The sequence below is a fragment of the Pseudomonas sp. S2_B10 genome (assembly GCF_054668425.1).
The window spans coordinates 4,369,944-4,390,759 of record NZ_CP162768.1 but is presented as its reverse complement, the minus strand read 5'-3'; the positions used below and the strand labels follow the sequence as shown (position 1 = coordinate 4,390,759).

Below are 20,816 nucleotides of genomic sequence, written 5' to 3'. Positions count from 1 at the left end.
TGTCTTTTCTGGCATAATCGCGCCCCCTTACGACCGGGTCAGAAAACCTTCATGATCGATTTATTCAGCGGACTGGATGCTTGGGTGCTTGTGAGCCTCTTGCTCGCCCTGACGTTTGTCCTCGCCTTCGAGTTCATCAATGGATTTCATGACACCGCTAACGCGGTAGCCACTGTTATCTACACCAAAGCCATGCCGCCACACCTGGCGGTGTTCTTTTCCGGTGTGTTCAATTTCCTCGGCGTGCTGCTGGGCGGCGTTGGCGTGGCGTATGCCATCGTCCACCTGCTGCCGGTTGAGCTGCTGATCAATGTGAACACCGGCCATGGCCTGGCGATGGTGTTCTCGTTGCTCGCCGCGGCAATCGCCTGGAATTTGGGCACCTGGTACTTCGGTATCCCGGCTTCCAGCTCGCACACCCTGATCGGCTCGATCCTCGGCGTCGGTCTGGCCAACGCGCTGATCAACGACATCCCGCTGAGAGATGGCGTGAACTGGCAGAAAGCGATCGACATCGGCGCCTCGCTGGTGTTCTCGCCGATGGCCGGCTTCCTCATCGCCGCGCTGGTGCTGATCGGCCTGAAATGGTGGCGCCCGCTGTCGAAGATGCACAAGACGCCGGAACAGCGTCGCAAGATCGACGACAAAAAGCACCCGCCGTTCTGGAACCGTCTGGTTTTGGTGATCTCGGCCATGGCCGTGAGCTTCGTGCACGGTTCCAACGACGGCCAGAAAGGCATCGGCCTGATCATGCTGGTGCTGATCGGTATCGTCCCGGCGCAGTTCGTACTCGATCTGAACAGCACCACCTACCAGATCGAACGCACCCGCGACGCGACCCTGCACCTGAGCCAGTTCTACCAGCGCAACGCCGATTCGCTGGGTGAATTCCTGGCCCTGGGCAAGAGCGTGGAAGGCGACCTGCCGGAGAAATTCCGCTGCAACCCGCAGCAGACCGAACCGACCATCACCGCCCTGCTGCATACCCTCAAAGGTGTAGCGGACTACCATTCGCTGTCGTCGGACAGCCGCATCGAAGTGCGTCGCTACCTGCTCTGCCTGGACGACACGGCGAAGAAAGTCGGCAAGCTGCCAGGCCTGGAAGCCCGTGAAAAGGCTGACCTCGACAAGCTGCGCAAAGACCTGACCACCACCACTGAATACGCCCCGTTCTGGGTGATTCTGGCGGTCGCCCTGGCACTGGGCCTGGGCACCATGGTCGGCTGGAAGCGTGTGGTGCTGACCATTGGCGAGAAGATCGGCAAGCAGGGCATGACCTATTCCCAGGGCATGTCGGCGCAGATCACCACAGCCAGCCTGATCGGCATGGCCAACATTTTCAGCCTGCCGGTGTCGACCACTCATGTGTTGTCTTCGGGTGTGGCCGGGACCATGGTTGCCAACAAAAGCGGCCTGCAGGGTGGCACGGTCAAGACTATTCTGCTGGCCTGGGTGTTGACCTTGCCAGCGACCGTGGCGCTGTCGGCCGGGTTGTTCTGGTTGGCTTCGAAGGCTTTGGGTAGTTGATCGATTGTTGCTTGTGAAGGAGGCGCGATTCTTTGGAATCGCGCCTTTTTTGTTTGAGGCTGTGTCTATATCCGTTGCTGCGGTAACGGCCTCTTATGGTTTCGCGCTTACAGCGAGTCACCTTTCCCAAACGCCGAAAAGGTAACCCAAAAGGCTTTGCCCCGGCGTACGGCCCGCTCGCTGGAGCTCGGGGTACCTTCGTTACGGGACCGATCCGGGCGCAGCGGCTCCGGTTGGCTTCGCTGCACCTACACTCGCTGTGTACGACTACGTCGTACGGTCGCTACGCTCCCACCCCCGGATCGATCCCGTAACGAAGCCTGCCGAAGGGGCAAAAGATCAAAAGCAAAAGCCAAAGCCAGATCAAGAGCCCCTCACCCTAGCCCTCTCCCAGAGGGAGAGGGAACTGACCGAGGTGTTTGGGCGAAACACGCCGACTTGCGATACCGAGTCGAATGCAGGTTTTGAACACCACACAAATCGGCTCCCTCTCCCTCGGGAGAGGGCTGGGGTGAGGGGCGAATCCACCGAAAATCTCAAGCCATGCGACGCTTCTAACCACTCAACAATGAGCGCAAGCTCGAGTAACGCTTTTGATCTTGATCCACCGGCGACGTCGGAAGGCTGAGTGGAGGGATTGATCCGGGCGTGGGAGCGCAGCGACCGTCTGGCGCAGCCAGACACAGCGGAAGGAGGTGCAGCGAAGCAAACCGTAGCCGCTGCGCCCGGATCAGTCCCGGAGCGAAGGGACCCGAGCCTGCGAGGGCCGAACGCAGGAGCTAGCGTTTTTTGCTTACTTTTTTAGGCGCTTGTAAAAAAGTAAGTCGCCGTCAGGCGAAACCGCCAGCAGCCGCTACCGAAGCAACGGATATTCACCCAAACCCCCAACAGCCTGGTCGGCCCAAAGGCCGCCAAGGCCGCCATGGCACAAAAAAAAAGGGGCAACCGAAGTCGCCCCAAAATGCCTTGCGTGCCCATCAATCCAGAAGAACTCACTTGCGCCGCTTATGCGCATCCTTCCAGATAAAAAATCCAAACCCTGCAAAAAACAGCACCATGAGCCCCACCGTGAGAACCCCGGCAAACACCACGTTATCGAAAAACATGACTGACCTCCCGGCCCTGCTTTGCTTTGCTGCGATGGATTCAAATTAACAAACACACAGGCGCACATATTGACCAGGATCAATATCCGCAACGAAGGGAAATAAAGGAGGGGAAATAACTGATCTGCATCAACCAATGCAGCGGGAGATCAACGCTTTTTCGGCTTGTTCTTCGACTTTTTCTTGGCTTTTCCCAACGGCATCGCCTGCTCGAAAGCCTGGCGCACTTCGTTCAGGCGCTTCTCGTTGAGGTCATGCACACGCTTGGCGCGTTCAGTGCTGAGGTCGATCAGTTTGTCGTCTTGGCTCATGGCGTCCGGCACATCGCAGAAGAGATCACAGCTGCCGTCACCGACAGGATTGCGCCAATCATGCCGCCTGGCGCAGGCGCTGACCAGTCACTGTTCAAATCTCGATATCGACCCACAGCCCCTGACGCGGCTGATCGTCTATCAACGGTACCACCGGCACGGTGTTGTCGGCGTTCAACTCGGTACCCGGCACGGCCAGATGCTCTTCGGGATCTTCATCGGCCTCGCGGCGTCGGCGATCACGTTCCTGCTGACGACGCTGTTCTTCGCGCGCGAGCAGACGATCCTCTTCCGGATCACGCTTCTGCAGATCGATCGTGCTTTCGTTGGAGCTTTCCTGCACCGGCACCACCGGCGGGATGTCCGGCCGCTGGCGGATCGGATCCTGCTGGGAAGTGATCGGCACGGCGCTCAAGGGGAGCATCGGTGGCAACATATAAAGGTCTCCTGTCTGCAGGCTATCGGCTGGGGTGCAGGCGCCTTGAGCCGCCTGTCGCAATTGTGTGATGCACCTCGCACCCGTAGGAGCTGCCGCAGGCTGCGATCCTTATCAGACAGCTCAAACCTGAAGGGTTCTCAAAGATCAAAAGATCGCAGCCTGCGGCAGCTCCTACGCCAGTAATCTTTGGCCCTGAAGCCGTCATTCCGTTAAGATAGCCCGCTTTTTCAAGGTGGGAGTCAGGCAGCATGGCGCAGCAGTATCAACCGGGGCAACGCTGGATCAGTGACAGCGAAGCAGAGCTTGGTTTAGGCACCGTTCTGGCACAGGACGGCCGCTTGCTGACCGTGCTTTACCCGGCCACTGGCGAAACCCGCCAGTACGCGCTACGGAATGCGCCCCTGACCCGCGTGCGGTTCTCGCCGGGCGACTCCATCACCCATTTCGAAGGCTGGAAGATGACCGTGCAGCAGGTCGACGACGTCGACGGGCTGATGGTCTATCACGGCCTCAACGGGCAGAACGAAGTCGTCACCCTGCCGGAAACCCAGCTGTCGAACTTCATTCAGTTCCGCCTCGCAAGCGACCGCCTGTTCGCCGGACAGATCGACCCGCTGTCGTGGTTCTCCCTGCGCTACAACACCCTTGAACACACCAGCCGTCAGTTGCAGTCCTCACTTTGGGGGCTGGGCGGCGTGCGTGCGCAACCTATCGCGCACCAGCTGCACATCGCCCGCGAAGTCGCCGACCGTATCGCCCCGCGCGTATTGCTGGCGGACGAAGTGGGTCTGGGTAAAACCATCGAGGCCGGTCTGGTGATCCATCGCCAACTGCTCTCGGGCCGCGCCAATCGCGTGCTGATTCTGGTCCCGGAAAACCTCCAGCATCAGTGGCTGGTGGAGATGCGCCGCCGTTTCAATCTGCAGGTCGCGCTGTTCGACGAAGAACGCTTTATCGAAAGCGATGCCACCAACCCGTTCGAAGACACGCAACTGGCGCTGGTCGCGCTGGAGTGGCTGGTCGACGACGAGAAGGCGCAGGACGCCTTGTTCGCTGCCGGTTGGGACCTGATGGTGGTGGACGAAGCGCATCACCTGGTCTGGCATGAAGACAAGGCCAGCGCGGAATATTCGCTGGTCGAGCAACTGGCCGAAGTGATTCCCGGCGTGCTGCTGCTCACCGCCACCCCGGAACAACTCGGTCAGGACAGCCACTTCGCCCGTCTGCGCCTGCTCGACCCGAATCGTTTCCACGACCTGGCCGCGTTCCGCGCCGAGAGCGACAACTATCGCCCGGTCGCCGAAGCGGTGCAGGAACTGCTCGACAAGGGCCGTCTCTCCGCCGAAGCGCACAAGACCATTCACGGTTTCCTCGGCAACGAAGGCGAAGCCCTGCTCACCGCCGTCAACGATGGCGACACTGAAGCCAGCGCACGCCTCGTGCGTGAGCTGCTCGATCGCCACGGCACCGGTCGCGTGCTGTTCCGTAATACCCGCGCGGCCGTGCAGGGTTTCCCGGAGCGCAAACTGCATCCGTACCCGTTGCCGTGCCCGGACGAATACCTCGAACTGCCGCTGGGCGAACACGCCGAGCTGTACCCGGAAGTCAGCTTCCAGGCGCAGCCGGACGCCAGCGAAGAAGAGCGCTGGTGGAAATTCGATCCGCGCGTCGAGTGGCTGATCGATCAGCTGAAAATGCTCAAGCGCACCAAGGTGCTGGTGATCTGCGCCCACGCCGAAACCGCGATGGACCTCGAAGACGCGTTGCGCGTGCGTTCCGGCATCCCGGCAACGGTGTTCCACGAAGGCATGAACATCCTCGAGCGTGACCGCGCCGCCGCCTACTTCGCTGATGAAGAGTTCGGCGCGCAAGTGCTGATCTGCTCGGAAATCGGTAGTGAGGGTCGCAACTTCCAGTTCGCTCATCATCTGGTGCTGTTCGATCTGCCGTCGCACCCGGACCTGCTCGAGCAGCGCATCGGCCGTCTCGACCGGATCGGCCAGAAGCACATCATCGAATTGCACGTGCCATACCTGGAAACCAGCCCGCAAGAGCGCCTGTTCCAGTGGTACCACGAAGCGCTCAACGCCTTCCTCAACACCTGCCCGACCGGCAACGCGTTGCAGCATCAGTTCGGCCCACGCCTGCTGCCGCTGCTCGAAGAAGCCGATGACGGCGAGTGGCAAGCGCTGATCGACGAAGCACGCGCCGAGCGTGAGCGTCTCGAAGCCGAGCTGCACACCGGCCGCGACCGTCTGCTGGAACTGAACTCCGGCGGCGCTGGCGAAGGTGAAGCGCTGGTCGAGGCGATTCTCGAGCAGGACGATCAGTTCGCCCTGCCGATCTACATGGAAACCCTGTTCGACGCGTTCGGCATCGACAGCGAAGACCATTCGGAAAACGCCCTGATCCTCAAGCCGAGCGAGAAGATGCTCGACGCCAGTTTCCCGCTGGGCGACGACGAAGGCGTGACCATCACTTACGACCGCAATCAGGCGCTGTCGCGCGAAGACATGCAGTTCATCACCTGGGAACACCCAATGGTGCAGGGCGGCATGGATCTGGTGCTGTCCGGTTCGATGGGCAACACCGCCGTCGCGCTGATCAAGAACAAGGCGCTGAAACCAGGCACCGTGTTGCTGGAATTGCTCTACGTCAGCGAAGTGGTCGCACCGCGCTCGCTGCAACTGGGTCGCTACCTGCCACCGGCGGCGCTGCGCTGTCTGCTGGACGCCAACGGCAATGACCTGTCGCCACGGGTGTCGTTCGAAACCCTCAACGATCAGCTGGAAAGCGTGCCCCGCGCCAGCGCCAACAAATTCATCCAGGCTCAACGCGATCAGTTGACGCCACGGATCAATGCTGGCGAAGAAAAGATCGCCCCGCGTCACGCCGAGCGCGTGGCCGAAGCGCGCCGTCGTCTGGCCGCCGACACCGACGAAGAACTGGCGCGCCTGACCGCGTTGCAGGCGGTCAACCCGACCGTGCGCGACAGCGAACTGGAGGCGTTGCGCACTCAGCGTGAGCAAGGTCTGGCGATGCTCGACAAAGCGGCGCTGCGCCTGGAAGCGATTCGGGTGTTGGTGGCGGGCTAACCGCCCCGCTCCACCGCTGAAAACCAAGAGGCCCGCAGTGATGCGGGCCTCTTTTATTTCAGAAGCAAAAGCAAAAGATCGCAGCCTTCGGCAGCTCCTACAGGGGAAACGCATTCACATGTAGGAGCTGCCGAAGGCTGCGATCTTTTGTTCTTAAGCAGTCGCCGCAGAAATTTCAGGCTCAACCACCGCCACCAACCCCTCCTTCATCCGCTGTGCATCGCGAACAAAACACCGCGATGCCAGAAACAGAAAGACCATGGTCAGGAACAGCGCTACCGGGATCAGGTACATCGCGTCGTGCAGGCCGACAGCCTTGAACGCTTCGGTCATCTGCTCAGCCCCTGCCGCCAGCATCGCCGTGTGCGCGAAGTGATCCGACAGCCCACCCACGACCACTGGCCCCAACCCGCCGCCGAGCAGATACAGACCGGCAAAGAACAACGCCATCGCCGTGGCCCGCAGGCGCGGTTCGACGACGTCCTGAATTGCCGTGTACACGCAGGTATAGAAGTTGTACGCGAACAGCCAGCCAACGCTGAACACCGCGACGAACACGCCGATCTCAATGCGCCCGGCATGCAGCGCCCAGGCTGTGCACAACGTTGAAATGATTAAGCTGAACGCGGCAAACAGCAGCCGCCCACTGGCGAAGCGCTGATGGATCTTGTCGGCGATCCAGCCGCCAAGGGTCAGCCCGACCAGTCCCGTCACGCCAACGATGAGACCAGTTGCCACCGCCGCCTCCTGCAACGGCATGAGGAAATAGCGTTGCAGCATCGGCACCAGAAACGAGTTGCAGGCATAGGTCGCGAAGTTGAAGCACAGCCCGGCCATTACCAGCCACAGGAAGGTCGGCACAGCGAGAACGCGGCGGATCGGTTTGTCGACTTTCTCTTGCGAGACCTGCACGGTTTCAGCCGCGCCGCGTTTCGGCTCTTTGATGAAGAACATGAACACCGCGAGGATCAGCCCCGGCACGGCGGCGATGAAGAACGGCGCGCGCCAGCTGTCGAAGGCCTTGACCATCGCGCCGATGGTGAAGAACGCCAGCAGCAGCCCCAGCGGCAGGCCAAGCATGAAAATACCCATCGCCCGCGCCCGACGGTGCGCCGGAAACAGATCGCCGATCAGCGAGTTGGCCGCTGGTGCATAACTGGCTTCGCCGATGCCGATGCCCATGCGCACGATCAAAAAGCTCCAGAAACTGCCGACCATACCGTTGACCGCAGTCAGCGCACTCCAGGTGGCCAGGCCCCAGCCCATCAGCTTGCTGCGTGAACCGGTGTCGGCCATGCGCCCGAGTGGCAGGCCGGCAATGGCGTAAACGATGGTGAACGCGGTGCCGATGATGCCCAGCTGAAAGTCGCTGAGGTGCCATTCCATGCGGATCGGTTCGATGATGATCGCCGGGATGGTGCGGTCGAAGAAATTGAACAGGTTGGCGAGGAACAGCAGGAACAGAATGCGCCAGGCATTCGCCGCTTGGGTCGAGTTCTGCATGGGTCCGTCTCTTTATTGTTATGAGGGCTTCACTGCCAGCGCGTCGAGCCCGGAACCTGCAATCTAGTCAGCCGCACGGGGGCTGTCTGTCATCATTCGTCAGCCTGATATCGACCCATCGCACTGTAACGAAACGTAAGCCCTTGATAAGTCTGGAATCCCCCGCCATACGGGGCTTTCGCGGCAAAATCCGGCGACAAAAAAATAGTTTCGCGCCCCCCTTCCCAACGCCATGGCAAAGTCTAGAATGGCCGCCGGATCCGTCCGGATCTTCCGATCAATCCCTTTGATACCCCCGCCCATGTCCGAAGCCAGTCCGTGTCTGAATTGCGGTGCCTGCTGTTCCCATTTTCGTGTGTCTTTTTTCTGGGGTGAGTGCTCATCCTCTGGCGGGACGGTGCCCGATGAACTGGTCGCGCAGATCACCCCGAGCCGGGTGGCAATGATCGGCACCGATCGCAAACCGGCGCGTTGCATGTCCCTGGCGGGTGAGGTCGGCAGCGCTGTGGCCTGCACGATCTATGACAAGCGCTCGAGCACCTGCCGCGAGTTCGAGGCGTCGTGGGAGAACGGCGAACACAACCCGGACTGCGACAAGGCCCGCGCTGCCCACGGCCTGCCCCCCTTGCCGCCACACTGGAATAATCTGCCGCTGGAGCGCATTGCCTGAGCCTTAGCGCAAATCGCTATGAGGCTAATGGCAAAATCATTACCACCAATGTGCCACTACGCCTTGCAGCGTGAAAACCGCCTCTATACTCCATCCATTCGCCTGCGTTGATTGACGCACGGGCCAGATGAATCCGAGACGGGGCATGCTATGGAGTGGCTTGGTTTGCAGTTTGTTGCCGAGCTGCCGGCGAGCGGGCAGATTCTCCTCGATTGCAGCCACAACCCTTTGTTGGTGATGGTGGCCTATCTGGTCGCCTGCGCGGCGAGTTTCGCCACCCTGGACATGGCAGAGCGCCTGGTGCATGCCGAAGATCCGGGGTCGCGGCGGATCTGGCGCTGGATCGGCGCGACCTGCCTGGCCGGCGGCATCTGGGCCATGCACTTCATCGGCATGCTGGCCTTCCAGACCCCCATCGATATTCAGTACGACCTCGGCATCACCCTCTTGTCGTTACTGATCGCTCTGCTCGCCTCGTGGCTGGCCATGCACACTCTCAGTGAGGTGCAGCCGAGCGCGCTGCATTGCCTGAAGACCGCATGTGTCATCGGTTTGGGCATCGCTGGCATGCATTACGTCGGCATGGCCGCGATGAAGTCGAGCGCCACCGCCTACTATCAGCCAGGGCTGTTCGCGCTGTCGGTGCTGATTGCCATCGGCGCCAGTTTCACCGCGCTCTGGGTGGCGCGCTATCTCAGCGAAGGCAGCGGGGTCGCGCATCAATTGCTCAAGTACAGCGCGGCGCTGATTCTCGGCGCCGGCATCATCAGCATGCACTTCACCGGCATGGCTGCGCTGGATCTGGTGCTTCCCGAAGGTGCCCTGGCAGCGAGCGGCAGTGAAACCGGGCATTTGCAGCTGGGCCTGACCGTGGCGCTGATCATCCTGTTGATTCTCGGCAGTGCGATCAGCGCCGCCCTCGCCGACAAGAAACTGCAGAACAAGGAAAACGACCTGCGCCGGGTCAACGCCCTGCTCAGCCAACTCGATCAGGCGCGCATGTCTTTGCAGCAAGCGGCCAATTACGACGCGCTGACCAACCTGATCAACCGCCGTGGTTTCAACCAGATGTTCGCCGAAAAACTCAGCCAGAAAACCAGCGAAGGCGGCATGCTCGCGGTGATGTTTCTCGACATCGACCACTTCAAGCGCATCAACGATAGCCTCGGCCATGATGCCGGTGACGCGCTGCTCAAAGTCATCGCCCAGCACATCAAGAGCTCGGTGCGCAGCCACGAAGACGTGGTCGCGCGGTTCGGCGGCGACGAGTTTTGCATCCTCATCAGCCTGCGCGACCGCGAAGAGGCGCGCGGTATGGCGCAGCGCATCATGCACAAGATGAAAGAGCCGATCGAACTGGCCGGCCGGCGCATGGTGATGACCACCAGCATCGGCATCAGCCTGTTTCCCGAAGACGGCACTACCTGCGAAGAGCTGCTCAAACACGCCGACCTGGCCCTGTACCAATCCAAGGGCGCCGGGCGCAACGGTCTGCACTTCTTCAATTCCAGCCTGAAGACCCGCGCCAGTTTCGAGCTGCAACTGGAAGAAGAACTGCGCAGTGCGCTACGGCAAGACAACGCGCTGATGCTCTACTACCAGCCGATCTTCGAAGTGAAAACCGGACGCGTGACCAAGCTCGAAGCGCTGATTCGCTGGCAGCATCCGGTTCACGGTTTGCTCACACCGGATCGCTTCATCGGTATCGCCGAGAACAACGGTTTGATCGCCGAACTGGACAATTGGGTGCTGCGCCGCGCCTGCAAGGATCTTGGCGAGCTGTCGCGGCATGGTTGTGCCGAATTGAAAATCGCCTGGAACTGCTCGCCGCTGAATCTGGCGCGCGAAGAGCTGGCCGAGGAGATCGAGCACGCCTTGCACACGGCGGGCGTTGCCCCGGAACGCCTGGAACTGGAGGTCACCGAAAACGCCTTGATGGGCAATATCGCCGACACTCTGGTGCTGCTGCGGCAGATCCGCGCCCTCGGTGTGTCGCTGTCGATCGATGATTTCGGCACCGGCTATTCGTCGCTGGCCTACCTCAAGCGCCTGCCGCTGAACACCCTGAAAATCGACCGCTCGTTCATCCTCGACATTCCCACCGCTACGGCGGACATGGAGATCGTCCAGGCGATCATCGTCATGGCCCACACCCTGCATCTGCAGGTGGTCACCGAGGGCGTCGAGAGCCTGGAGCAATATGAGTTTCTCGAACGTTCGGGCTGCGACTTCATTCAGGGTTATCTGCTCAGCCGCCCGGTGCCGCTGGACGAATTGCGCGCGGTGCTCGATGAAATCAACCAGCGCAAACCCGTGCTCGGGGTCAATCCGTTGAGTCTGGCGCGCGATACATTTGCACCAGCGTCGCTGGATCCTTCGCTAAAAAGCCTTGCGCCCCATGCAGGCGCATCAACTGTGCGGCCAATCCGCTGATTGGCGTCGCCGAGCCCTGCTCGCGGGAAAATTTCACTGCTGTGTCGAGATCCTTGAGCAGCGTGCGCACGTGCCACTTGACCGGTTCGAAACGGCTTTCGGCCATTTGCGGGGCAAGGATCTGCAACGGCTTCGAATCAGCAAAGCCACCGGCCAGCGCCTCGGCGATCAGACTGGCATCGACCCCCGCCTGCTCGGCCAACGCCACCACTTCGGCAATCACCAGCGCATTGCACGCGACGATCATCTGGTTGCAGGCCTTGGTCACCTGGCCGGCGCCAATGCCGCCCATGTGCGTGACGCGCTGACCGAGGTTGAGCAGCACCGGGCGCACGCGCTCAAGATCTGCCGCTGCACCACCGACCATGATTGCCAGACTGCCGGCCTCGGCGCCGACCACGCCGCCGGACACTGGTGAATCGAGCCAGCCCATGGCGGTTTTCTCGGCCAGCGCTGCGGCCATCTCGCGAGTCGCGGTCGGTTCAAGACTGGAGAAATCCACCAATAGCTGGCCGTTTTTCGCACCCTCGGCAACACCGCCAGTGCCAAACACCACTTCACGCACCACGGCGGTATCGGCCAGGCACAGCATGACGATGTCGGCGTGTGCGCACAGTTCGGCGGGGCTCGATACCTGGCGGGCGCCGGTCGCAACCAGCGGTGCGCACTTGTCCGGGTTGCGGTTCCACACCGTCAACGGGTAACCCGCCGCCAGCAGACGCCGGCACATGGGCAGGCCCATCAGGCCGATTCCGGCAAACCCCAACGAAGGTAGCGTTGACATCATTTCGCCTCTTTTCGATTAAAGATCACCGAATCATGGCCGATTCATCAACGATCAGGAAAGGATTCCGCCCGGCGATCAGACCAGCCAGCACTACGACGCCCGGGCCGTATTCGCGCACACAAGACGCGAGATCTTATTCCGTGAGGTTCGCCGGCACTGTTCGGCGGGCCAACCCAGTCCAGGTAAATGGCGCACCATGACCTCTAAAAACAACCCCGCCAGTGCAACAGCCGATCTGACCCTGAGCCCCGCCGCGAACAGCGCGTCATTATCCAGACCGACGCCGCCTTCGCGTCCGCTGTCGACCCAGCAATACCTGTACTTCACCGAAACCAACACTGACCGCATCCTCGATAACCTCGACGGCCTGCGCGATTCGGTGTTCCCGCGCCCGGCGCATCAGGAAGGCGACAACGAGCAGCACAACGACCAGGAATTTCCCTCGGTGTGCCTGATCGGCCTCGGTCGCTGCGGCTCCAACATCGCCCTCGACGTGGCGGAGCTGGTGTACAACGCGCGCAAGTTCTACCTCAACGAGTTCAACACCGAAGACCGCCCGAGCGACCGGCGTCTGGCCGACAAGGGCTACAGCCCGGCGCAGTGGATCAAGAACAATCTGCGCATCGGCACCAGCAAATCGACCAAACCGGTGTTTCTCGTCGAACCGCTGGTGATGCTCGGCGACCTCGACAAGGACATTGCCGGGCGCATCCGTTTCTCGCGCAAGGGCGAGAAAAGCGGCTTCCTGCGCGACTACAGCAAAATGAAGATCATGGACTTGTCCGAAGTCCACGCCGGTGGCGCCGGTAACGCGCCGATCCTCGGCCAGTATCTGGCGAAGATCATCCTCAACAAGGACACCCAGCGCTTCTCCAGCCCCGACTGGAAAATGATCCACTCGTACCTGATCGACAGCTGCGGAATCAAGGCCAACCAGTCGCGCCTGTATTTCTCGATCTTCAGTGCCGGCGGCGGTACCGGTTCGGGCATGGCCTCGGAGTTCGGTCTGGCGCAGCAGCACTCGTACATGAACAAGACCTTCGATACCAAGCCGATGGACGAGCATGACGGCAAGAGCGGCCATTCGTTTGTCTTTGAGCCGATCTTCACCAGCGGCATCTGCGTGCTGCCGAACATTTCCGACCACCGCAGCGAAATGTCCGAGGCGCTGCACATCAACGCCGGGCGCCTGCTGTGCAAATACCTGTCGGAGGAATGGGATTTCTCCTACAACTTCGCCAACGAAGACAGCAGCGAAGCCAGCGTGATGGGGCGTATCCGCCCGTGGAACGCGATGATGCTGATCTCCAACGACATCATGCGTTACGCCGAAGAAAGCGATGACGGCAATATCCAGAACATTGATGTCAATGCCATGGAGAAGCACGCCAACCAGTACATCTCGCAGCAGATCTTCAACATTCTCACGGCGCAGGCAGTCACCACTGACTACGACCAGAACTACTTCCGCCGCGCCGGCATCGACATCGGCGAAACCATCCGCCTGGATGCCAACGACCTGTTCATGAGTCTGGCCGGCCCGGTGGCGATTGCCTACGCTGAATCGGTAGTGCCGGAAACCCCGCCGCCGAGCAGCGACAAGTTCAAGGTCTTCGATAAAGAGCCACAGCGCCTGAACATCGACGACCTGTTCTTCCGTTCGATCGACCTGCCGCACTTCAACAAGGTCACTCAGGCCATCGAAGGCATCAGCCTGCTGCCGATCGAATCCAAGCGTTATCGCGCTTCGCTTGAGCAGTACAAGAACTCCGGCTACGACGCCGCCGCGCTGCACGACCTGCACTTCTTCAAGAACTGCTCGTCGGTGGTCTCGATCGTCTCGCTGCCGAAAGACTACAAACTGTCGTACATGGATCTGAACCGGTTGAAGACCCACCTCAACAGCCTGTTCCCCAACACCACGCTCAAGCGTTATGCGCTGGTGATCGGCGCTTCGGCCAACCTGTCGCTGACCACCCTGATCGCCAAGAGCCCGTGCCTGTCGGACGACTTCCTCACACTGATCGTGGCATTCATCAAGCGCTGCTTTGCGAAGAATCCGTACCGTTTCGACGAGACGCTGGATAACTCGATTCTCGACTTCATCATTCAGGAAGACTTCGACGAAGAGCGGATCGACGACCTGCTCAACGAATTCGAAAACCCGGCGAAGATCCTCGATACCAACTGGTACGCGATCAAACCGATGTACGAAAAGAAATACCGTGAGTTGATCAACGACAAGGACAAGTTCGTCTCGATCAATGACATTCGCCTGTCACGCGATTGCGTGAAGAAGTCGATCAAGTACCTGCGCGAGATCTACCGCCACCGGATTGGCAAGACCAAGGTCATTTCGCTGAATAACCATACTGGGAAGACGTTCTCGGTCTGATCCAGCAGCGAGTCGCTCCATTCGCGAGCAGGCTCGCTCCCACAGGAAAGTGCATTCCGATGTGGGAGCGAGCCTGCTCGCGAAGGCGCCCTCGACTTCACCGACAAATTCCCGCTTTGCGAACATCCAGAAACAATTAAGCAACCCTCAGGCCGCTCAATAAACTGTTCCCGTTACGTTTACGTCACCGTGAGGCGTGGCATTTCTCCACGGCAAGGTGCCATCACGCTACTCCGCTACACACTTGCGGTGCGGCAATCGAGGCACCAAAAGGGTGCAGACAATTAAACGGCCGCCCTTTCCTGGATCAGAATCCACGGCGAAACCACCACGGCCCACAGCTGCGGATCACGTTCGAAAATATCCAGCGCCCGCGTTTCAGACAGCTTGGCGACCTTGTCGTCGGCCAGCCAGGCCGCGACTTTCTCGCCTTCATCCGAAGCCACGGCCTCGGCGGCGGCGATCAAATCGAGGTCAGGGTCGACCCACAATAGGGCACCCTTGGCGAAGAACGGCTCCAGCTCTTTCCAGGTAATAGATGCCGTTTCAACAAGCAGCTTGGCATAGAGGGTGCTAGGTTCTTGATTCATGGGAGCTGTCCGGAAAAGAAATCGACGCGAATGATAACGTCGGTGGTCCGGCAGAAAAACCCGGTTGCAAATCGCTGCACCGAACGAAAAGAGCAGGAACGCCAGGGAATGCTGCCTTTTGGGATATATGCCCCCGATTGCCCCGCCGCAATTCTGTCTCTTTCATTCAAAAATGCGACACCCCCAAGTTTTGCCCCGTGGCGCCCGCTTCCCAGTTGATCAAGCGGCGCTCTACACTGTACCGGTACAGTTGCCGGGGCATTTTCCGGAGGGTATCGCAAAGATATCTGACCCGGTTCTGCTGCTACGGCGCCAGAACTCTAAAAAATACAACAGTAAGAGTGGAGCACTATGACTAAGGCTACTAAGCAGATTTCCAAACTGTTTGCCGCTATGGTTCTGGCCGGGGTTGCCAGCCATTCGTTCGCAGCTGACACCATCAAAATCGGTATCGCCGGTCCTAAGACCGGTCCAGTAGCCCAGTACGGCGACATGCAGTTCAGTGGCGCGAAGATGGCCATCGAGCAGATCAACGCCAAGGGCGGCGTCGACGGCAAGAAACTCGAAGCCGTTGAATACGACGATGCCTGCGATCCGAAACAAGCGGTAGCGGTAGCGAACAAGGTCGTCAACGACGGCGTCAAGTTCGTGGTCGGTCACCTGTGCTCCAGCTCCACTCAGCCCGCTTCGGACATCTACGAAGACGAAGGCGTGATCATGATCACCCCGGCTGCCACCAGCCCGGACATCACCGCCCGTGGCTACAAAATGATCTTCCGCACCATCGGTCTCGACAGCGCCCAAGGCCCTGCTGCCGGCAACTACATCGCCGATCACGTGAAACCGAAAGTGGTTGGCGTGCTGCACGACAAACAGCAGTACGGTGAAGGCATTGCCACCGCCGTCAAATCGACCCTTGAGAAGAAAGGCACCAAGGTTGCCGTCTTCGAAGGCGTCAACGCTGGCGACAAGGACTTCTCCGCCATCATCGCCAAGCTCAAGCAAGCCGGCGTCGACTTCGTCTACTACGGCGGCTACCACCCGGAGCTGGGCCTGATTCTGCGTCAGGCTCAGGAAAAAGGCCTGAAAGCCCGCTTCATGGGTCCGGAAGGCGTGGGTAACGACTCGATCACCCAGATCGCCAAGGACGCGTCCGAAGGCCTGCTGGTGACCCTGCCGAAATCCTTCGACCAGGATCCGGCCAACGTTGCCCTGGCTGACGCGTTCAAAGCCAAGAAGGAAGATCCGAGCGGTCCATTCGTGTTCCCGTCCTACTCGGCAGTGACCGTGATTGCCGAAGGCATCAAGGCGGCCAAGTCCGAAGACGCGACCAAAGTGGCTGAAGCCATCCACGCCGGTTCGTTCAAGACCCCGACCGGCGACCTGAGCTTCGACAACAAGGGCGACCTGAAGGACTTCAAATTTGTCGTGTACGAGTGGCACAACGGCAAACCTAAAACCGAAGTTTCGCCTCAGTAAGGCCTTGCCCGACTGACTGCCAATAAAGCCCACGGCGTGCCGTGGGCTTTGTTTTGCGAATGTATGGGCCGCGCTGGCGTGATCCGCCAGTCTGCCCACCTGAAAATCTCAAAACCGTCATCAGCGGTTCGCTGGCAAAACCCGGATTCGAAGTGGATAGAGATCCACGGGGCCGGGCGGGAAAATGACTCCACCAGTGAAATGCGTACAGGTTTTTAGGAGCGCTGTAATGCCTGACCTCTATCACTTCTTCCAACAGCTGGTTAACGGCCTCAACGTTGGCAGCATGTATGCCCTGATCGCCATCGGCTACACGATGGTCTACGGCATCATTGGAATGATCAACTTCGCCCACGGCGAGGTGTACATGATCGGTTCCTACGTGGCCTTCATCGCCATCGCCGGGCTGACCATGATGGGACTCGACAGTGTCCCGCTGTTGATGACCGCGGCGTTCATCGCCAGCATCGTCGTCACCAGTTCCTACGGTTACAGCATCGAACGGATCGCCTACCGCCCCCTGCGCGGCAGTAACCGTCTGATCCCGCTGATTTCTGCCATCGGTATGTCGATCTTCCTGCAGAACACCGTTCTGCTGGCGCAAGACTCCAAGGACAAAGCTATCCCCAACCTGATCCCGGGCAACTTCGCCTTCGGTCCGGGTGGCGCACAAGAAGTGCTGATTTCCTACATGCAGATCGTGGTGTTCGTGGTGACCCTGATCGCCATGCTCGGCCTGACCCTGTTCATCTCCCGTTCCCGCCTGGGCCGCGCCTGCCGCGCCTGTGCCGAGGACATCAAGATGGCCAACCTGCTCGGCATCAACACCAACAACATCATCGCCCTGACCTTCGTCATCGGTGCTGCGCTGGCGGCGGTCGCTGCGGTGCTGCTGAGCATGCAATACGGCGTGATCAACCCCAACGCCGGTTTCCTCGTCGGCCTCAAGGCCTTCACCGCTGCGGTACTGGGCGGCATCGGCAGCATCCCCGGGGCAATGCTCGGCGGCTTGGTGCTCGGTGTAGCGGAAGCGTTCGGTGCCGATATCTTCGGCGACCAGTACAAGGACGTCGTTGCGTTCGGCCTGCTGGTTCTGGTGCTGTTGTTCCGTCCGACCGGCATTCTGGGCCGTCCGGAGGTTGAGAAAGTATGACTAGGAATCTTAAACAGGCACTGTTCAGTGCCTTGCTGGTGTGGGCGGTGGCCTACCCGGTACTGGGTCTGAAACTGACCATCGTCGGCATCAATCTGGAAGTGCACAACACCAGCCCTGCGGTACTCGCGACCATCGCGATCTGCTCGGTGCTGATGTTCTTGCGCGTGCTGTTCAACCAGCAGATCAGCAAGGCCTGGCGCTCCTCGCCGGGCATGCCGCTGATCCCGGCCAAGGCCAGCAACTTTCTGACCCTGCCAACCACCCAGCGCTATTTCATCATTGCGCTGATTCTGATCGCCCTGGTCTGGCCGTTCTTCGGCTCCCGTGGCGCGGTGGATATCGCAACGCTGATCCTGATCTACGTGATGCTCGGCCTGGGCCTGAACATCGTCGTCGGTTTGGCCGGTCTGCTTGACCTCGGTTACGTCGGTTTCTACGCCGTCGGCGCCTACAGCTACGCGCTGCTGTCGCATTACTACGGTTTGAGCTTCTGGATCTGCCTGCCGATTGCCGGCCTGATGGCGGCGACGTTCGGCTTCCTGCTGGGCTTCCCGGTGTTGCGTCTGCGCGGCGACTATCTGGCGATCGTGACCTTGGGTTTCGGCGAAATCATCCGTCTGTTCCTGCGTAACCTGACCGACATCACCGGTGGCCCGAACGGCATCAGCAACATCGAAAAACCGACGTTCTTCGGCCTGACCTTCGAGCGCAAAGCCGCCGAAGGCCTGCAGACGTTCCACGAGTATTTCGGCCTGCAATACAACTCGATCAACAAGGTGATCTTCCTTTACCTGGTTGCGCTGTTGCTCGCACTGGCCGCGCTGTTCGTGATCAACCGTCTGCTGCGCATGCCGATCGGCCGTGCGTGGGAAGCACTGCGTGAAGACGAAATCGCCTGCCGCGCGTTGGGCCTGAACCCGACCGTGATCAAGCTCTCCGCCTTCACCCTGGGCGCTGCGTTCGCCGGTTTCGCCGGCAGCTTCTTCGCTGCACGTCAGGGGCTGGTAACGCCGGAGTCGTTCACCTTCATCGAGTCGGCGATCATCCTTGCCATCGTCGTATTGGGTGGCATGGGCTCGCAATTGGGTGTGATTCTGGCGGCGATCGTGATGATCCTGTTGCCGGAAATGATGCGTGAGTTCAGCGAGTACCGCATGTTGATGTTCGGTGCGCTGATGGTGCTGATGATGATCTGGCGTCCACAAGGTCTGCTGCCGATGCAACGCCCACACATGGAGTTGCGCAAATGAGCCGGGAGATCCTTAAAGTCGAAAATCTGAGCATGCGCTTCGGCGGCTTGCTGGCGGTCAACGGCGTGGCGCTGACCGTCAAGGAAAAACAGGTGGTTGCCCTGATCGGCCCGAACGGCGCCGGCAAGACCACCGTGTTCAACTGCCTGACCGGCTTCTATCAGCCTACCGGCGGCAGCATCCTGCTCGACGGCGAGCCGATCCAGGGCCTGCCGGGCCACAAGATCGCGCTCAAAGGCGTGGTGCGTACCTTCCAGAACGTGCGTTTGTTCAAGGACATGACTGCGGTCGAGAACCTGTTGATCGCCCAGCACCGTCACTTGAACACCAACTTCCTGTCCGGCCTGTTCAAGACCCCGGCGTTCCGCAAAAGCGAGCGCGAGGCGATGGAATTTGCCGAATACTGGCTGGAAAAGGTCAACCTCAAAGAGTTCGCCAACCGCACCGCCGGCACCCTCGCCTACGGCCAGCAACGGCGTCTGGAAATCGCCCGCTGCATGATGACCCGTCCGCGGATTCTCATGCTCGACGAACCGGCCGCCGGCCTGAACCCGAAGGAAACCGAAGACCTCAAGGCGCTGATCGGTGTGTTGCGCGAAGAGCACAACGTCACCGTGCTGCTGATTGAACACGACATGAAACTGGTCATGAGCATTTCCGACCACATCGTCGTGATCAATCAGGGCACGCCGCTGGCCGACGGTACGCCGGAACAGATCCGCGACAATCCTGAAGTGATCAAAGCCTACCTGGGGGAAGCGTAAATGCTGCAGTTCGAAAACGTTTCCACCTTCTACGGCAAGATCCAGGCCCTGCACAGCGTCAACGTCGAAGTCCGTCAGGGCGAGATCGTGACGCTGATCGGCGCCAACGGTGCCGGCAAATCCACGCTGCTGATGACACTCTGCGGTTCGCCGCAGGCGCACAGCGGCAGCATCCGCTACATGGGTGAGGAACTGGTCGGCCAGGACTCGTCGCAGATCATGCGCAAGAGCATCGCCGTGGTCCCGGAAGGTCGTCGGGTGTTTGCCCGTCTGACCGTGGAAGAAAACCTGTCGATGGGCGGATTTTTCACCGACAAAGACGACTATCAGGAACAGATGGACAAGGTCCTCGGACTTTTCCCACGCCTGAAAGAGCGTTTCAACCAGCGCGGCGGCACCATGTCCGGCGGCGAACAGCAGATGCTCGCCATCGGCCGTGCACTGATGAGCAAGCCCAAGCTGCTGCTGCTCGACGAGCCGTCGCTGGGTCTGGCGCCGATCATCATCCAGCAGATCTTCGACATCATCGAACAGCTGCGCAAGGACGGTGTGACGGTGTTCCTGGTCGAGCAGAACGCCAACCAGGCGCTGAAAATCGCCGACCGCGCCTACGTTCTGGAGAACGGCCGCGTGGTCATGCAAGGCACCGGTGAAGCGCTGCTGACCGACCCGAAAGTGCGCGAGGCGTACCTCGGCGGTTGAGTGTTATCGCTGCACAGAAAAACGGCCTTCGGGCCGTTTTTTTATGCCCAAACGAAAAACACCGATCCTCTGTGGGAGCGAGCCTGCTGGCGAAAGCGATGTATCACGCACCAATAATGTTGAATGTCACACCGCCTTCGCGAGCAGGCTCGCTCCCACAGGGATACTGCTGAATCCGAAATTTTTTATAAATTTCTCGCCCCACCTGTAACGCATCCCCCCACCCGTTCTCTAGAGGGACAAGCAAGCGCAAACCGCTTGCAGAAACCCTGATAAAAACTGGAGAAACATCATGACTGCGACTACCCGTACCCTGTCCGCTACCGCCCTGGTTCTGGCCCTCGGTTCCGCTCTGAGCATCGCCACTGTCTCCACCGCTCAGGCCGCTGATGCCAACATGGAAAAATGCTTCGGCGTAGCCCTGAAAGGCAAGAACGATTGCGCCGCAGGTGCCGGCACCACCTGCGCCGGCACGGCGAAAATGGACTATCAGGCCAACGCCTGGAAGCTCGTTCCGAAGGGCACCTGCGCCACCACCGAGAGCAAAACCTCGCCGACCGGTTTCGGTCAGCTCGAAGCCTTCAAAGCCAAGTCCTGATCCACGGCCTG

17 protein-coding genes are annotated in these 20,816 nt (G+C 60.1%); 11 read left to right on the top strand and 6 right to left on the bottom strand.

The annotated features are described in order from the left end of the window. Positions 1-51 precede the first annotated feature (51 nt). Complete coding sequence (locus tag AB4O45_RS19570; protein WP_016771345.1) at positions 52-1,527, top strand: inorganic phosphate transporter; 1,476 nt, start codon at positions 52-54, stop codon at positions 1,525-1,527. Positions 1,528-2,519: 992 nt separating this feature from the next. Here AB4O45_RS19570 and ccoM read toward each other — a convergent pair. From ccoM to AB4O45_RS19555, 3 genes are all read right to left on the bottom strand, one after another. Further along, the gene (ccoM, locus tag AB4O45_RS19565) at positions 2,520-2,633 is read right to left on the bottom strand and encodes a cytochrome c oxidase subunit CcoM (protein ID WP_016771346.1); all 114 of its coding nucleotides are present in this window, start codon (positions 2,631-2,633) and stop codon (positions 2,520-2,522) included. Between the two features lie 149 nt (positions 2,634-2,782). Then, entirely contained in the window at positions 2,783-2,944 is a 162-nt protein-coding gene (locus AB4O45_RS19560) for a hypothetical protein (RefSeq protein WP_016771347.1), read from the bottom strand. 94 nt (positions 2,945-3,038) lie between these two features. After that, positions 3,039-3,380, bottom strand: a complete 342-nt coding sequence (locus AB4O45_RS19555) for a hypothetical protein (RefSeq protein WP_024011931.1) — start codon at positions 3,378-3,380, stop codon at positions 3,039-3,041. Between the two features lie 251 nt (positions 3,381-3,631). Here AB4O45_RS19555 and rapA point away from each other — a divergent pair, with 251 nt between their 5' ends. Continuing rightward, positions 3,632-6,478, top strand: a complete 2,847-nt coding sequence (gene rapA / locus AB4O45_RS19550) for an RNA polymerase-associated protein RapA (RefSeq protein WP_217852490.1) — start codon at positions 3,632-3,634, stop codon at positions 6,476-6,478. A 153-nt stretch (positions 6,479-6,631) separates the two neighbouring features. Here the strand turns inward: rapA and AB4O45_RS19545 are convergent, their stop codons facing one another. Then, positions 6,632-7,981, bottom strand: a complete 1,350-nt coding sequence (locus AB4O45_RS19545; RefSeq protein WP_217864180.1) for a spinster family MFS transporter — start codon at positions 7,979-7,981, stop codon at positions 6,632-6,634. 301 nt (positions 7,982-8,282) lie between these two features. Between AB4O45_RS19545 and AB4O45_RS19540 the strand changes: the two genes are divergently transcribed. Both AB4O45_RS19540 and AB4O45_RS19535 read left to right on the top strand, forming a co-directional pair. Continuing rightward, positions 8,283-8,651 (top strand): YkgJ family cysteine cluster protein, encoded by a 369-nt coding sequence (locus tag AB4O45_RS19540; RefSeq protein WP_252877612.1) that lies wholly within the window; start codon positions 8,283-8,285, stop codon positions 8,649-8,651. Between the two features lie 150 nt (positions 8,652-8,801). Continuing rightward, a complete protein-coding gene (locus tag AB4O45_RS19535) occupies positions 8,802-11,084 on the top strand; it encodes a putative bifunctional diguanylate cyclase/phosphodiesterase (protein ID WP_150636432.1) in 2,283 nt (760 codons plus the stop codon). On the opposite strand, the gene AB4O45_RS19530 is transcribed toward AB4O45_RS19535, so the two are convergent. After that, on the bottom strand, positions 10,975-11,871 hold the full coding sequence (locus AB4O45_RS19530) for an NAD(P)-dependent oxidoreductase (RefSeq protein ID WP_460160443.1): 897 nt from the start codon (positions 11,869-11,871) through the stop codon (positions 10,975-10,977). The genes AB4O45_RS19535 and AB4O45_RS19530 overlap by 110 nt on opposite strands. A gap of 196 nt (positions 11,872-12,067) precedes the next feature. Here AB4O45_RS19530 and AB4O45_RS19525 point away from each other — a divergent pair, with 196 nt between their 5' ends. Continuing rightward, positions 12,068-14,266 carry a hypothetical protein gene (locus AB4O45_RS19525; protein WP_460160442.1) on the top strand — a complete coding sequence of 733 codons (2,199 nt, stop codon included), beginning with the start codon at positions 12,068-12,070 and terminating at the stop codon, positions 14,264-14,266. 284 nt (positions 14,267-14,550) lie between these two features. On the opposite strand, the gene AB4O45_RS19520 is transcribed toward AB4O45_RS19525, so the two are convergent. Then, positions 14,551-14,856, bottom strand: coding sequence for a DUF2288 domain-containing protein (locus AB4O45_RS19520; protein WP_460160441.1), 306 nt, complete (start codon positions 14,854-14,856; stop codon positions 14,551-14,553). 351 nt (positions 14,857-15,207) lie between these two features. Between AB4O45_RS19520 and AB4O45_RS19515 the strand changes: the two genes are divergently transcribed. From AB4O45_RS19515 to AB4O45_RS19490, 6 genes are all read left to right on the top strand, one after another. After that, the gene (locus tag AB4O45_RS19515; RefSeq protein WP_460160440.1) at positions 15,208-16,335 is read left to right on the top strand and encodes a branched-chain amino acid ABC transporter substrate-binding protein; all 1,128 of its coding nucleotides are present in this window, start codon (positions 15,208-15,210) and stop codon (positions 16,333-16,335) included. Between the two features lie 229 nt (positions 16,336-16,564). Then, positions 16,565-17,488, top strand: coding sequence for a high-affinity branched-chain amino acid ABC transporter permease LivH (gene livH / locus AB4O45_RS19510; RefSeq protein WP_016771355.1), 924 nt, complete (start codon positions 16,565-16,567; stop codon positions 17,486-17,488). Continuing rightward, positions 17,485-18,741, top strand: coding sequence for a high-affinity branched-chain amino acid ABC transporter permease LivM (locus tag AB4O45_RS19505; protein WP_016771356.1), 1,257 nt, complete (start codon positions 17,485-17,487; stop codon positions 18,739-18,741). Before livH ends, AB4O45_RS19505 begins: the two co-directional genes overlap by 4 nt. Continuing rightward, the gene (gene livG, locus AB4O45_RS19500; RefSeq protein ID WP_016771357.1) at positions 18,738-19,505 is read left to right on the top strand and encodes a high-affinity branched-chain amino acid ABC transporter ATP-binding protein LivG; all 768 of its coding nucleotides are present in this window, start codon (positions 18,738-18,740) and stop codon (positions 19,503-19,505) included. Before AB4O45_RS19505 ends, livG begins: the two co-directional genes overlap by 4 nt. Further along, positions 19,506-20,207, top strand: a complete 702-nt coding sequence (locus tag AB4O45_RS19495; protein WP_150636427.1) for an ABC transporter ATP-binding protein — start codon at positions 19,506-19,508, stop codon at positions 20,205-20,207. A 292-nt stretch (positions 20,208-20,499) separates the two neighbouring features. Continuing rightward, a complete protein-coding gene (locus AB4O45_RS19490; protein ID WP_041478029.1) occupies positions 20,500-20,805 on the top strand; it encodes a BufA1 family periplasmic bufferin-type metallophore in 306 nt (101 codons plus the stop codon). The last annotated feature ends 11 nt before the right edge of the window (positions 20,806-20,816 follow it).

Excerpts from the sequence above, each read along its gene's own strand:
- AB4O45_RS19530 (WP_460160443.1), bottom strand. The coding sequence starts at position 11,871 with ATGATGTCAACGCTACCTTCGTTGGGGTTTGCCGGAATCGGCCTGATG.
- AB4O45_RS19495 (WP_150636427.1), top strand. The coding sequence starts at position 19,506 with ATGCTGCAGTTCGAAAACGTTTCCACCTTCTACGGCAAGATCCAGGCC.
- AB4O45_RS19520 (WP_460160441.1), bottom strand. The coding sequence starts at position 14,856 with ATGAATCAAGAACCTAGCACCCTCTATGCCAAGCTGCTTGTTGAAACG.
- AB4O45_RS19490 (WP_041478029.1), top strand. The coding sequence starts at position 20,500 with ATGACTGCGACTACCCGTACCCTGTCCGCTACCGCCCTGGTTCTGGCC.
- AB4O45_RS19545 (WP_217864180.1), bottom strand. The coding sequence starts at position 7,981 with ATGCAGAACTCGACCCAAGCGGCGAATGCCTGGCGCATTCTGTTCCTG.
- AB4O45_RS19570 (WP_016771345.1), top strand. The coding sequence starts at position 52 with ATGATCGATTTATTCAGCGGACTGGATGCTTGGGTGCTTGTGAGCCTC.
- livH (WP_016771355.1), top strand. The coding sequence starts at position 16,565 with ATGCCTGACCTCTATCACTTCTTCCAACAGCTGGTTAACGGCCTCAAC.
- AB4O45_RS19505 (WP_016771356.1), top strand. The coding sequence starts at position 17,485 with ATGACTAGGAATCTTAAACAGGCACTGTTCAGTGCCTTGCTGGTGTGG.
- AB4O45_RS19515 (WP_460160440.1), top strand. The coding sequence starts at position 15,208 with ATGACTAAGGCTACTAAGCAGATTTCCAAACTGTTTGCCGCTATGGTT.
- AB4O45_RS19540 (WP_252877612.1), top strand. The coding sequence starts at position 8,283 with ATGTCCGAAGCCAGTCCGTGTCTGAATTGCGGTGCCTGCTGTTCCCAT.
- AB4O45_RS19525 (WP_460160442.1), top strand. The coding sequence starts at position 12,068 with ATGACCTCTAAAAACAACCCCGCCAGTGCAACAGCCGATCTGACCCTG.
- ccoM (WP_016771346.1), bottom strand. The coding sequence starts at position 2,633 with ATGTTTTTCGATAACGTGGTGTTTGCCGGGGTTCTCACGGTGGGGCTC.
- AB4O45_RS19555 (WP_024011931.1), bottom strand. The coding sequence starts at position 3,380 with ATGTTGCCACCGATGCTCCCCTTGAGCGCCGTGCCGATCACTTCCCAG.
- rapA (WP_217852490.1), top strand. The coding sequence starts at position 3,632 with ATGGCGCAGCAGTATCAACCGGGGCAACGCTGGATCAGTGACAGCGAA.
- AB4O45_RS19535 (WP_150636432.1), top strand. The coding sequence starts at position 8,802 with ATGGAGTGGCTTGGTTTGCAGTTTGTTGCCGAGCTGCCGGCGAGCGGG.
- livG (WP_016771357.1), top strand. The coding sequence starts at position 18,738 with ATGAGCCGGGAGATCCTTAAAGTCGAAAATCTGAGCATGCGCTTCGGC.
- AB4O45_RS19560 (WP_016771347.1), bottom strand. The coding sequence starts at position 2,944 with ATGAGCCAAGACGACAAACTGATCGACCTCAGCACTGAACGCGCCAAG.